At 39.0% G+C, this 12,890-nt stretch carries 10 protein-coding genes; 5 read left to right on the forward strand and 5 right to left on the reverse strand.

Annotated features, from left to right (window positions below):
- Nucleotides 1-77: 77 nt before the first annotated feature.
- The 4 genes from MOMA_RS02770 to argS all read right to left on the reverse strand — a co-directional run bounded on the left by MOMA_RS02770 (nt 78) and on the right by argS (nt 6,784).
- On the reverse strand, nt 78-2,177 hold the full coding sequence (locus MOMA_RS02770) for a site-specific DNA-methyltransferase (protein ID WP_009767095.1): 2,100 nt from the start codon (nt 2,175-2,177) through the stop codon (nt 78-80).
- Between the two features lie 96 nt (nt 2,178-2,273).
- Complete coding sequence (locus MOMA_RS02775; protein WP_009767096.1) at nt 2,274-3,752, reverse strand: NAD-dependent succinate-semialdehyde dehydrogenase; 1,479 nt, start codon at nt 3,750-3,752, stop codon at nt 2,274-2,276.
- An 89-nt stretch (nt 3,753-3,841) separates the two neighbouring features.
- Nucleotides 3,842-4,666 (reverse strand): SPOR domain-containing protein, encoded by an 825-nt coding sequence (locus MOMA_RS02780; RefSeq protein ID WP_009767097.1) that lies wholly within the window; start codon nt 4,664-4,666, stop codon nt 3,842-3,844.
- Between the two features lie 303 nt (nt 4,667-4,969).
- The gene (gene argS, locus MOMA_RS02785) at nt 4,970-6,784 is read right to left on the reverse strand and encodes an arginine--tRNA ligase (RefSeq protein ID WP_009767098.1); all 1,815 of its coding nucleotides are present in this window, start codon (nt 6,782-6,784) and stop codon (nt 4,970-4,972) included.
- Between the two features lie 255 nt (nt 6,785-7,039).
- Here argS and MOMA_RS02790 point away from each other — a divergent pair, with 255 nt between their 5' ends.
- Nucleotides 7,040-7,258 carry a DUF2788 domain-containing protein gene (locus tag MOMA_RS02790; RefSeq protein ID WP_009767099.1) on the forward strand — a complete coding sequence of 73 codons (219 nt, stop codon included), beginning with the start codon at nt 7,040-7,042 and terminating at the stop codon, nt 7,256-7,258.
- Nucleotides 7,255-8,010, forward strand: coding sequence for a carboxy-S-adenosyl-L-methionine synthase CmoA (gene cmoA / locus MOMA_RS02795; protein ID WP_009767100.1), 756 nt, complete (start codon nt 7,255-7,257; stop codon nt 8,008-8,010). The genes MOMA_RS02790 and cmoA overlap by 4 nt, the downstream gene beginning before the upstream one ends.
- A gap of 151 nt (nt 8,011-8,161) precedes the next feature.
- Here cmoA and gltA read toward each other — a convergent pair whose 3' ends face one another.
- Nucleotides 8,162-9,457 (reverse strand): citrate synthase, encoded by a 1,296-nt coding sequence (gene gltA / locus MOMA_RS02800; RefSeq protein ID WP_009767101.1) that lies wholly within the window; start codon nt 9,455-9,457, stop codon nt 8,162-8,164.
- A 648-nt stretch (nt 9,458-10,105) separates the two neighbouring features.
- On the opposite strand from gltA, the gene sdhC reads away from it, so the two are divergent.
- From sdhC to sdhA, 3 genes are all read left to right on the forward strand, one after another.
- Nucleotides 10,106-10,498 (forward strand): succinate dehydrogenase, cytochrome b556 subunit, encoded by a 393-nt coding sequence (gene sdhC, locus MOMA_RS02805; protein WP_009767102.1) that lies wholly within the window; start codon nt 10,106-10,108, stop codon nt 10,496-10,498.
- Nucleotides 10,498-10,833 (forward strand): succinate dehydrogenase, hydrophobic membrane anchor protein, encoded by a 336-nt coding sequence (sdhD, locus tag MOMA_RS02810; RefSeq protein ID WP_009767103.1) that lies wholly within the window; start codon nt 10,498-10,500, stop codon nt 10,831-10,833. The genes sdhC and sdhD overlap by 1 nt, the downstream gene beginning before the upstream one ends.
- Nucleotides 10,834-10,930: 97 nt before the next feature.
- The gene (sdhA, locus tag MOMA_RS02815) at nt 10,931-12,787 is read left to right on the forward strand and encodes a succinate dehydrogenase flavoprotein subunit (protein WP_009767104.1); all 1,857 of its coding nucleotides are present in this window, start codon (nt 10,931-10,933) and stop codon (nt 12,785-12,787) included.
- Nucleotides 12,788-12,890 lie beyond the last annotated feature (103 nt).

The raw sequence follows: 12,890 nt of genomic DNA on the forward strand, positions 1-12,890 counted from the left end.
AAACTTTTAGGCAAAAAGCCGTTAAATTTGGCGGCTTTTATCATCACTGCCACGCACCTATTAAGTAAAACCTGTCATCAATACCTCGCCAATACACTTAAATTATTCAATTCTTTTTTATTGGCATAGGTTTGCACCGCCTGCACCAATTCTTTTTGCATCGCGCTCTCCATATTCGCGCCAAAGAGCACAATGCGTTCAGGAATAAAATCAGGATCGTTATCCAAACGTTCAATCAAGGCTTTTACGCTATTTGAGGTAAAACCGCTTGCTAATAAATACAAATGCTGGCGACAAAAATAAGCGGTATAAGCTGCTAAATCAATTGCTTGCACTTTTTCAGGCAGCTGTGATCCGTCATACACGCGCCAAGTGGTTAAAAGCGTGTGTAATTGTGTTTCAGTCAAATCCACTTGGGGGAATAAATCGCTTGTTTTATTAAAATCCGTTGGTAAATCAGGTTGAAAATTGGTTTGCGTGTTAAAAATTTTAAAACCTAAATCGCCTGAATAATCGGGGTTTTCGGTGCGGATTTGTTTTGCACTTCTAATCAACCTCTCTTGTGTAATTTCAGAAATTAGATGTGGACGATTAACTTCATCTAGAATATCAATTAATCTCTGAATTGATTTTTTTTCTTCACCAGTTGCCTTTTGTAAAGAATCATCTAAATTTTCAGGTAACTGAACTAAAATATACTTCCTAACTCCTGAGTCTTCAGCATTTAATTGCATAACAGCATGAGCCGTTGTACCTGAACCTGCAAAAAAATCTAAAATTAAATCATCATTTTCAGTTAATATATAAGCAAGTTGTTTAATTAAACGAACAGGTTTTTTACCATTTGGATACGGAATATTCCCTTCTTTTGATACATTTCCCATATCCAAATAAAATCCAGCCCACCAATCTCCACGGATTCGTGTTGCACCATAAGTTTGATAAAAATCGTGAGCTACATTTAATTTTTCAGAAAATAATATTTTCTGAATCGGAATATTTTTGTCTTTTTTTACTAAATATTTTCTCCCCCCCCCCGAGTAATAGGTATAAACAAATTTATCATTCATTGTTTCTAGGAAATCTTCCTTAATTTCAATACTTGTATGCGTTCTACAAACCAAATTTGCATTTTCATCAATAAAATTTTTAACATTAGGACATAATTTGTACGCAATTGAAATATTTTTATTAGATAATTTATTATTATTTAATAAATTAAATAAACGCAATTCTTCTTTGATATTTTCATTTTCAACAAGAATTTCAGTCAATTTTTTTTCTTCAAAAATATTTGGTTTAATTTCATTAAGAAAAATATTATAGTGATTATCATAATCTACTGGATCTATTAATATTTTTTTTGCAATATTATTTTTTCCATTTTTAGAATAAACTAAAATAAATTCAGCATTTTTAACGATATTTCCTTCTTTTGCTGCTTTAACTTTCATGCCTTGTGTAGCTGATAATTCAATATGAAGCGTTGTAATAAAATTCTCCTCTCCAAACACTTCATCACATAATAGTTTTAACTGTGCCTGTTCATTGTCATCAATGGAAATAAAAATCACGCCATCATCTTTTAACAACTCGCGCGCCACATAAAGGCGCGGATACATAAAAGTGAGCCACGCCGCGTGAGAATTGGATTTTTTCGCGGTAAATGCCAACACGCGCTCGGCTTCCTCCCTATCCATACCTAATTCCACCAGTTGCTCTGGCGTAAATTTACGATCATCTTGATAAACAAACCCATCAGAACCCGTGTTATACGGCGGATCGATGTAAATCATCTTGATTTGGCTTTTGTAGGCGTGTTTTAGGTGCTTTAATACTTCTAAATTATCGCCTTGAATTAACACGTTTTGGCTGTTTTGGTTTTCAGGCTGTTGATTGTGCTTAATATCTTCGCTCAAAAGCGTTTCAGGCGGCTGGTCTTTTAAGATTTTGGCATAAGATTTACCGAGCCAATTAAGGTTATAGTATTCTTTTTGTGTATTGATACCGCTTGCCTGCAAAGTTTGCGCCATTTTTTCAGGCAAAAACGCACCGTTTTTATCAAAACAATGGGCAAAATGCTGTTTTAACAGGGCAAGCGGTTCGTTTTGTTCGGTTTTTTGTTCGCTTTCAGGCTGCGTATTAGAAAATAGGATTTTTTGGGTGATTTCAGTCATGATTTCACCCCTTGGTTGTATTTAGGCATTTTGATTCCTTTTTTGTGATTTAATTTGTTAATTTGTTAATTTGTTAATTGGCTAATTGAGAATCAATTAATCAATGTTTATTGCCCAATATTTTAGGTTTAAATACTCTTCAATGCCGTATTTTGAGCCCTCGCGTCCAAAACCTGACTGTTTAATGCCACCAAATGGTGCAACGGCGGTAGAAATTAGCCCTGTGTTTTGTCCAACCATGCCATATTCAAGCTGCTGTGATACGCGCCACGAACGAGCCAAATCATTGGTATAAAAATAACACGCCAACCCAAAAATGGTGTCATTGGCACGGCGTATCACATCTTTTTCATCATCAAAATGATAAATTGCACTGATTGGTGCAAAAATTTCTGTGGTTGCTATGTCCATGTTTTCATTGACATTGTCCAAAATCGTTGGCGTTAGGCATAATTTTGAACGGTTGTGTATTTGGCCGCCGGTTACTAAAGTTGCCCCTTGATCCATTGCATTTTGCATTAAAGTTAGGGCTTTATCCATGGTGGCTTGGTTGATTAACGGCCCTATGTCGGTTGTTTCGTCCAAACCATTGCCAACGATGAGTTGTTCGACTTTTTGTTGGTAAAGTTTGATAAATTCATCTTTAATCGCTGTGTGTAAATATATGCGATTGGCACATACGCAAGTTTGTCCTGCGTTGCGATATTTTGATGCGATCAATCCGTCGACCGCACTGTCCAAATTGGCATCGTCAAATACGATAAAAGGGGCATTTCCGCCAAGTTCTAAAGATACTTTTTTAACAGTTTGGCTGCATTGTGCCATTAATTTTTTGCCAACTTCTGTCGATCCTGTAAAGGAAAATTTGGCGATGTTTGCATTTTTGGTAAACACTTGTCCAACGGTATCTGCTTTGCCTGTGATGACTTGAAACACGCCTTTTGGTAGCCCCGCCGATACCGCCAACACACCAAATGCCAAGGCCGAAAACGGCGTTTGGCTGGCAGGTTTTACGAGCATTACCGAGCCTGATGCCAAAGCTGGGGCAACTTTGCGAGCGAACATAGCCACTGGAAAATTCCACGGCGTGATACACGCACATACGCCAACAGGCTGTTTTAGCACGATATAACGCATGCCATCTTTATCAGCAGGCAAAATATCACCATAGATGCGTTTGCCCTCTTCGGCAAAAAACCGAATGTAACTGCAAGCATAATCAATCTCACCGCGCGATTCTTTGATTGGCTTGCCTTGTTCGCTGGTCATGATGATCGCCAAATCTTCTTTGTGTGCGTCGATCAAATCCGCCCATGCGTGCAAAATCTTAGCGCGTGCAAAAGCGGTTTTACTCGCCCAATCGGCTTGAGCCATCAAAGCACAATCGACAGCATGTTCAATTTCAGCGACAGATAAACTTGGAATACTACCGATAAACTTACCGTTAAAAGGATTGTGTACCGCGATGGTTTCGCTTGATTTGGCCGGTTTAAATTCGTTGTTGATAAAACTTGCTTGTTGCAACAGTTTTGGATTTTTAAGATTTAGCGGGTTGGTTGGTTTTTTGTCAGACATGGATTGTTCCTTGATGTTAAAACCATTGTTAAAACCATTGTTAAAACCATTGTTAAAACCATTGTTAAAATCATTGTTAAAACCAAAAGCTATTTATGCCGTTGTTCTACGATGAGTGAGTCAATGCCATTGTTTTGTAAACGGCGCTGGGTTTCTGTTGCCATCTGAATATTTGGCATTTGTCTTGAGATGACTTGATACATAAAATTGCCATCTTCTAGGCGTTTTTTCACGATTTGGGCATCCACGCCTGCCATCAAAACTTCGGCACGACGACGATCGGCATCGCCTGCATTGTCAAAACTGTTGATCTGCAAAATATAGGTTTTGTCAAGCGGTGCATCTATAACAACCGGTTTTTTGCTGGTTTCGGTTTCTGAACGTTTGCCAAGCATGGGGTTTTCTTTGATTTTGTCGGCTACAATTTCATCTGTGGTATCGGTTATTGGATTGTCTGTATTGCCAAGGCTTTTGTTGTTGCGTTTGGCATGACTGTCCAAAGTTCTGGTGGTGGTTGTTTCTATGGTTTTTGTGTGGTCTGTTTCTTGTATTTTTTCAACGGTTTCGGTTGCAACAAATGCATCATCGGTTTGAGAGGCGTCATTTTTGTTGATAACAATTGCATCGGGTGCAGTGGCAATGGGCGGTTGACTGGCAATGGGTTCAGTTGGTACGCCTGTTACTTGTTGTTTGGGTAACATTTCGTAAAATTCGTATTCTGGCTGTTCGCCTTGTACGGTTTTTGGCTGAATTTTTGGGCTTTCTGTTGTGTTTGGTGTCGCTTTGTGAAATGGATTCCATAGATACACAAACAAACCTAATAAAATAAGCAATAAAATTCCTACCAATATTTTTGCAAATATTGCCATACCATTTGACGGCTCGCGTGGGGTCGCACCTTGTTTTGACATCATTTACTATTTCCAAAATACTTACGCCAACCCATCTAAATGGGTTTGGCGATAAATTTCCTACGTTTGCTTATTTGCCCTTGCAATAGTGCTCTTGCTAACAGTATTGTGTTTAATTTTTAAACACACTTTTTAAAAAAACTTTTAAGTAAAACCAAAAGCACTAAAAATGCGTTTTTTGGGTCTGATTAAGCTTTTTGTAGGCATTTTTGAATTGGCGGATACGTGATCCGTCCAATGTTAAAATTAAGATAAAGTTAATACTTTATCCGCCTGATTTCAAATATTGATAACCTTAAGGGTTTTTTACATACTCGTTGGGGCGGTTAATCCTAATAAAATCAAGCCATTTTGCACTACTTGGCGGATTGTTTTTGATAGGCGCAAACGAGCTTGCATTAAGTTTAATTCATCATTGCTTGGTGTTTCACCATCTTTTGGCAAAATACGGTTGTCGTTATACCATGCGTGGAATAAACTTGCCAAATCTTTAAGATAATTGGTTAAAATATGCGGTTCGTATTGAACGGCTGCACGGTGCAACGTTTCAGGATAAGCCGACAACAGGCTGATTAAGTCATTTTCAATGGGTAGATTTAGCAGATGTTGTGATTGTTTTGCCAAATTGTCATCATAAGCATAACCACGCTCTTGTAAGCGTTCCAGCACGCGGCAAATTCGCGCATGGGCGTATTGGATATAATACACCGCGTTGTCTTTGCTTTGTGATTTTGCCAATTCTAAATCAAAATCAATGTGTTGTTCGGGTTTTCTGGCGACATAATAAAATCTGGCAGCATCATTGCCAACTTCTTTGCGCAGTTCACGCAAGGTTACAAATTCACCCAAACGTGATGACATCTGTACTTGATTCTTACCGCGCCACAGGGTAACAAATTGTACCAAAATCACGTCCATACGGTTTGAGTCATAGCCCATCGCGGTCAATGCAGATTTTATCCGCTTTATATAACCATGATGATCAGAACCCCACACATCAATGATTTTGTCAAAACCACGGTCAAGTTTGTCTTTATGATACGCAAGATCTGATGCAAAATAGGTAAACTGTCCATTGGCTCTACGCACCACGCGATCTTTTTCATCACCAAACGCGGTAGATTTAAACCACAAATTACCGTCTTTTTCATATAAATAGCCGCGTTCATTGAGTGTTTCTAACGCAGGCAAAACCGCATCTTGAATGGATTTTTCGCTAAACCATTTGTCAAAATGTACGTTAAAATCAGCCAAATCATCTTGAATATCACTTAAAATACTGTAAAGGCTTTTTTCATGAAAAATGCGATAATTATCCCCCAAATGAGTTTTGGCATTGTCAATCAAGCCATCAATATGGGCTTCTTTATCACCTGATATGGGTGTTTTTTTGCCATCTTGTTCACCAAAAATTACATCACTTGGTACATCTTTGACAAAATCTTGCCAAGTTGTCTTTAGTTTATCTGAAAACTCTTGGTAGATGGTTTTAGCAATTTCTTTGATATAATCACCGCGATAACCATTGACAGGGAATACAATCGTCTCACCACACAGCTCTAGATAACGGATATAGACACTTGTTGCCAAAATATCCATTTGTCGCCCTGCATCATTGACATAATATTCACGTCCAACTTGATAACCGACCGCTTCAAGCAAATTTGCCACACTCATGCCAAACGCCGCTCCACGACCATGTCCGACGTGTAGGCTTGAGGTTGGATTTGCTGACACGAATTCCACTTGAATTTTTTTGCCAACAAAAGCCTGACTTGTGCCAAAATCACCTTTTTGTTGCATAATGGCATCAAGCACTGCAAAACGAGCATTGCTGTCTAAGAAAAAATTGATAAATCCCGCACCTGCAATTTCTACTTTGGCAATATCTGGGTGTTTTGGCAACAAGGCTACAATTTTTTCGGCAAGTTCGCGCGGTTTTATGCCTGATATTTTGGACGCCACCATTGCCAAATTACTGGCAAAATCGCCGTAAGCCTGATCTTTGGTGCGATTAATTTGACTGTTGTTTTGCCAATCGATGGGTAAAACATTATCGGCTTTTAAACGTTCAATCACAAAATTTAAGGATTGTTCAATTGCAGGAATTTGTTCGGACATTGTTTTTCTCTTTTAAAAATGAAGTTATGGGTAAGCTATGGTAAAAAACTGTTCTAAAAACCGTTCTAAAAATTTATAAAAGTTTAATTGATTAGATTATACCAAATAACATCATTTTTTCGCTAAAAATTTGTCTTTTTTTGCCATGTTTTTGCAAGTTTTTATTGGCTTTTGTGCAATTATCTTAACCTATTTTTAAGCAGTTTGGCTGTTTTTAAGTTATAATAGGTAAAATCTAAGATAAAAGGTGGGGTTATGTTTGTACTTGTGTCTAACGAAACGATTACCAAAATGGGCATGTATGTATTGTTGCCGATATTTATTGGATTTTTGTTTTTTATCATGTGGGATCTGTCCAAAAAAAATGATGCAGGCAAACAGGGCACTTTTTGGATTTTTATTGCACTGGGCGGTGGGTTTTTTGGTTTTTTAATCAAGGTTGTGATTGAGTGGTATTTTGGGCGTACACTATGAACCATGATATGCTGTTTACCACACCGCTTGATAAATTTGCACGTTTTAGTTTTGATGAGCAAGTGGTTGCTTGTTTTCCTGATATGATACGTCGCAGTGTGCCAGGTTATGGGCAAATGCTTGCTATGTTGCCAATTTTTGCTCGCCGTCATTGTGCATTTCGCCAAGAAAATGATGAGGGTGGGCGTGTTAGCCGTGTATATGATTTGGGAACTTCGCTTGGAGCGGTAAGTTTTGTGTTGGCAGGTGAATTTGATAAAAAAGATTTACAAATCAAGGCGGTGGATATATCATCTCCGATGATTGACAAGGCTAAAGCACTAATGAATGAACATTATCCAAAACATGACATTCATTTTATTTGTGCGGATATTTGTCATATTGATTTATTGCCGTGCGATATGATTGTTTTAAATTTAACCTTACAATTTTTATCACCTGATGTGCGTTTATCGGTTTTACAAAAATGCTATCATGCACTTGCTAAGGGCGGTGTCTTAATTTTAACCGAAAAAACCCACTTAACCGATGAACAATTTGATGCATGGCGCGTGGAGCGGTATTATGATTTTAAACGTGCCAATGGTTATAGCGAATTAGAGATCAGTGCCAAAAGAAATGCCCTTGAAAATGTACTTATGACTGATACGCTAGAATTGCATCATGAACGCTTAAAACAAGCAGGATTTGACAGCAGTTTAACTTGGTTTATGTTTTTAAATTTTGCATCGGTTGTGGCTTTTAAGCGATGAGTGTTTGTTATTGAGAATGTTGTTGTTGAGAATGTTTTGGTTATTAAATAAAAAACCCCAATCAATATTGACTGGGGTTTTTGTTATGGCTTTAAAGCTACTATGTTTTAAAGCTACTTGTTTTAAAGCCGCTATGTATGTTTTAAAGCGATCATTTGCGTTTGTCAACTGCGACAAAATCACGTTGTTTTTCGCCGGTGTAAAGCTGACGCGGACGCCCGATTTTGTGTGGTGCAGCGTGCATTTCTAGCCAGTGGCTGATCCAACCTGAGGTACGAGCCAATGCAAAGATGACGGTAAACATTGAGGTTGGAATACCGATTGCTTTTAGGATTATGCCAGAGTAGAAATCTACGTTTGGATACAGGTTGCGTTCTTTGAAATAGGTGTCGCTTAGGGCGATTTGTTCAAGTTTCATCGCAAGCTCAAGTTGTGGATCTTTAATACCAAGCTCACCCAGTACTTCATCACAAGTTTCTTTCATAACTTTGGCACGCGGATCAAAATTTTTGTAAACACGATGTCCAAAGCCCATGAGTTTGACTTCTTTGCGTTTTACTTTTTCCATAAACTCTTCAACGTGTTCCACGCTTCCGATCTCATCGAGCATTTTTAACACGGCTTCATTTGCACCACCGTGGGCAGGCCCCCACAAGGCTGCAATACCCGCTGAAATACACGCATATGGATTTGCTCCTGTTGAACCAACCAAACGCACGGTAGAAGTTGATGCGTTTTGCTCGTGATCGGCGTGTAGCGTGAAAATTTTATCCATTGCTTTGGCGTGGATTGGGTTTACTTTATAGTTGACATCGGCAGGGGTTGCAAACATCATGTAAAGGAAGTTTTCAGCGTAGCTTAAGTCATTGCGTGGATAAGTGAACGGTTGGCCTTGGCTGTATTTATAAGACATCGCTGCTATGGTTGGTACTTTTGAAATCAAGCGAATTGCGGTATATTCACGGTGATCTTGTTTGCTTACGTCAAGGTTGTTGTGATAAAACGCTGACAACGCACCCATAACCCCAACCATAATTGCCATTGGATGGGCATCACGGCGAAAACCTTCAAAAAATTTACGCAACTGATCGTTTACCATAGAATGTTTGCGGATTTTGTTATAAAAATCGGCTTTTTGTTCAGCATTTGGCAAATCACCATGAATGAGTGCATAAGCCACTTCTAGGTATTCAGCATTGCCTGCCAATTGTTCAATTGGATAGCCACGGTGTAACAAAATGCCTTTATCACCATCAATAAAGGTGATTTTTGACTCGGTAGAGGCGGTTACCATAAAGCCTGGATCAAATGACCAAAAACCTTCATCTTGTAATGCTTTGGTTTCAACGACCGGATTTCCTAATGTGCCTTCATGGACAGGCAATTCGTATTCTTTACCATTAACGCTCAATGTTACTTTTTTTTCTGTTGCTTTGTTCTCTGACATACATTCCTCGCAGATTGTTTTGTTTTGAATGAAGCCAACATTTATTAACCAAACTAAAAAGTTTGGATATCCTTTTTATCAAAATAATGTTGGCAGTTGGATATAACGATATTTGCTATATTAACAGCATTTTGATAGAAAAGTAAAAGATTTTTTTTGAAAATTAAGCCAAAAATGGTAAATTTTGTTAAAAATTAGACTTTTGTTGGCTATTTTAATAAGTTTAAAAAATAATAATTATTTTTTAAATAAATATATGTAAAAATTTTAAGTTTTTTGCGGTTTTTGTTTGTGTTTATAACTAAAGCCTTTTATAATTAACAAAATTTTAATTGGTGGCTAGCTTTGCTATCAATCGGCTATTGATGATTTATTTTTATATTAACTATTTTTTTAGGTTAAATGAGTGAAATATAAAGATAAGTTATTAGTGGCTTTTTGTCTGTTTTAAGATCCTTTAATAAAAATAAACAGTTGCGTTGTTTTGATGATTTTTTTAAAAGATGGTATTAAAACACAAACGATAGAGCGATAGTAAAAAGAGCGATAGTAAAAAGAGCGATAGCAAAGTACGCTAGCTATTCCTTTCATGAAGATTTTTTGTGCCTGCTGGGATTTTGGTGCAAAGATCATAACGACAAATAAAGGATGCCCGCTGTGAAAAGCAACCGAAGACCTGTTGTGTTACCATTAAGTCATGTGATTGAGGTGAATTCAAAAAACCCCATTGCAATGGCTTCCATTACCCACCGTGTGTCGGGTATTGTGTTATTTTTGTTAGTGCCTGTGGTGTTGTGGATTTTTCAGACATCGCTTGCAACCCCAGAGGGTTTTGAGCAGATTTTTAGCAATGTGCTGGTAAAACTGTTGGCGTGGGTATTTGTGGCTGCACTTGGTTATCATTTTGTGATGGGTGTGAAGCATTTATTAGCCGATATGGGCTTGAATGAAGAGTTAAAAAGCGGTCGTACAGCGACTATCATTGGCTTTGTGCTTGCAGCTATTTGGGTTGTGGGTTCATTTGTATGGGTGATGTTCTGATGAAAAGTGCAACAGGTTTAACTGGCTCAGGCTCGCGTGATTGGGTCGTGCAACGTATTAGTGCAGTGGTTTTGGGTGTGTATGCACTCGTGATGCTTGGGTGGTTTTTAACTCATCAACCAACGTTTGAGTTATGGCGTGGCTTTATGTTAAGTTTGCCAATGCGTCTGTTTACTTTGCTTGCGATGTTGTCTTTAGTGGGACATGCGTGGGTTGGTATGTGGACGGTTTGGACCGACTATATTAAGTCAGGTGGATTGCGTTTTGTGCTTCAGTCAGCGATGATTATTGCAGTTATCGTGTATTTGTTTTGGGGCGTGATGATTTTCTTTTAATTTTTAACAATCAAAAATTTAAGAAAATTTTTATCCATTTCGTAATTTATCATGTTTGTTAACATTTAGATAAAAAAATAACTTAGGAAGTTTAGCAATGGCTACAACACAAGATAATACCATTAGCAATATCCAAACGCTAAATTTTGATGCAGTCATCGTTGGTGGCGGTGGTTCGGGCATGCGTGCATCATTACAGTTGGCTCGTGGCGGTATGAATGTCGCTGTTTTAACCAAGGTTTTTCCCACGCGTAGTCATACGGTAGCAGCTCAAGGCGGTATCGGTGCATCGCTTGGAAATATGAGTGAAGATAATTGGCATTTTCATTTTTATGACACGATTAAAGGTTCTGACTGGCTTGGCGATCAAGATGCCATTGAATATATGTGTCGCGAAGCACCAAAAGTTGTGTATGAACTAGAACATATGGGCATGCCTTTTGATCGCAATGCTGATGGTACGATTTACCAGCGGCCGTTTGGAGGGCATACAGCCAATTATGGTGAAAAAGCGGTGCAACGCGCGTGTGCAGCGGCTGACCGTACAGGACATGCGTTGTTACACACGCTTTATCAAAAAAATCTGGAGCAAGGCACGCAATTTTTTATTGAGTGGATTGCACTGGATTTGGTAAAAGATGAAGATGGTAACATTAACGGCGTGATTGCATTGGAACAAGAAACAGGTCGCATTGCAGTGTTTCAGTCAAAAACAACCGTATTGGCAACAGGTGGAGCAGGGCGTATTTTTGCAGCCTCAACCAACGCTTTTATTAACACAGGCGACGGTTTAGGCATGGCAGTGCGTGCAGGCATTCCTTTACAAGATATGGAATTTTGGCAATTTCACCCAACAGGCGTGGCAGGGGCAGGCGTGTTATTAACCGAGGGTTGTCGCGGCGAGGGTGCGTTATTGCGTAACAAAGACGGTGAGGCGTTTATGGAGCGTTATGCTCCAACGTTAAAAGATTTGGCGCCGCGCGATTTTGTTTCGCGTTCAATGGACCAAGAAATTAAAGAGGGGCGTGGCTGTGGACCAAATGGTGATTATGTTGTGCTTGACATGACGCATTTGGGTGCAGAAACCATTATGAAACGCTTGCCCTCGGTTTATGAAATTGGTAAAAACTTTGCCAATGTGGATATTACCAAAGAGCCGATCCCGGTTGTGCCAACCATTCACTATCAAATGGGCGGTATTCCAACCAACATTCACGGACAAGTGGTTAAGCCTAATCTTGAAGCAGGTACGGATTCAGATGGTTTATATGCCGAACAAACCATTGTGAAAGGTTTATATGCGATCGGTGAGTGTTCTTGTGTGTCGGTACATGGTGCTAACCGTTTGGGTACAAATTCATTGCTTGATTTGGTGGTATTTGGGCGTGCAGCCGGACAACACATTATTGATGAATTTCACGCCAGCGATCGTTCAGCGTACAAGCCTTTGGCACCAAATGTATTGGAAAAAACCTTAGCACGCATTCAAAAACTTGAAGCGGACAAAGCCGATGGTTTAAATGCACAAGAAGTTGCCGATGAAATTCGTCGCACCATGCAACAACACGCAGGCGTGTTTCGTACCCAAGCATCAATGGACGAGGGTGTCAAAAAAATCTTAGCATTAGAAGAAAAAGTCAATCGCGTGCAATTGCTTGATAAATCTCAAGTATTTAACACAGCTCGCATTGAAGCGTTAGAAGTTGCCAATCTTTACGAGGTAGCAAAAGCAACCATGATTTCGGCATCGCTGCGTCAAGAGTGTCGCGGTGCTCACACTGTGGTTGATTATGAACGCCCAGCTGATGACAATTACGCACCGCTTGGACGCAATGACCATGAATGGATGAAACACACGCTTTGGTATTCCGAGGGCAATAAGGTCATTTATAAGCCTGTGCGCAAGTGTCCTTTGACGGCAGATTACGTTGAGCCAAAAGTTCGTACGTTCTAGTTGGATAACCCTTTACTAGGGGTAAAATGTTTTATCCCTTTTACCAAATTTATCAAAATTAACTTAGCGAATTATTTATGAAAATTAAATAATAGCCAATGGA

This window comes from Moraxella macacae 0408225 (genome assembly GCF_000320365.1).
Taxonomy (GTDB): domain Bacteria; phylum Pseudomonadota; class Gammaproteobacteria; order Pseudomonadales; family Moraxellaceae; genus Faucicola; species Faucicola macacae.

Bases quoted from the DNA above. Each gene is read 5' to 3' on its own strand.
- MOMA_RS02770 (WP_009767095.1), bottom strand. From the start codon at position 2,177: ATGACTGAAATCACCCAAAAAATCCTATTTTCTAATACGCAGCCTGAA.
- MOMA_RS02775 (WP_009767096.1), bottom strand. From the start codon at position 3,752: ATGTCTGACAAAAAACCAACCAACCCGCTAAATCTTAAAAATCCAAAA.
- MOMA_RS02780 (WP_009767097.1), bottom strand. From the start codon at position 4,666: ATGATGTCAAAACAAGGTGCGACCCCACGCGAGCCGTCAAATGGTATG.
- argS (WP_009767098.1), bottom strand. From the start codon at position 6,784: ATGTCCGAACAAATTCCTGCAATTGAACAATCCTTAAATTTTGTGATT.
- MOMA_RS02790 (WP_009767099.1), top strand. From the start codon at position 7,040: ATGTTTGTACTTGTGTCTAACGAAACGATTACCAAAATGGGCATGTAT.
- cmoA (WP_009767100.1), top strand. From the start codon at position 7,255: ATGAACCATGATATGCTGTTTACCACACCGCTTGATAAATTTGCACGT.
- gltA (WP_009767101.1), bottom strand. From the start codon at position 9,457: ATGTCAGAGAACAAAGCAACAGAAAAAAAAGTAACATTGAGCGTTAAT.
- sdhC (WP_009767102.1), top strand. From the start codon at position 10,106: ATGCCCGCTGTGAAAAGCAACCGAAGACCTGTTGTGTTACCATTAAGT.
- sdhD (WP_009767103.1), top strand. From the start codon at position 10,498: ATGAAAAGTGCAACAGGTTTAACTGGCTCAGGCTCGCGTGATTGGGTC.
- sdhA (WP_009767104.1), top strand. From the start codon at position 10,931: ATGGCTACAACACAAGATAATACCATTAGCAATATCCAAACGCTAAAT.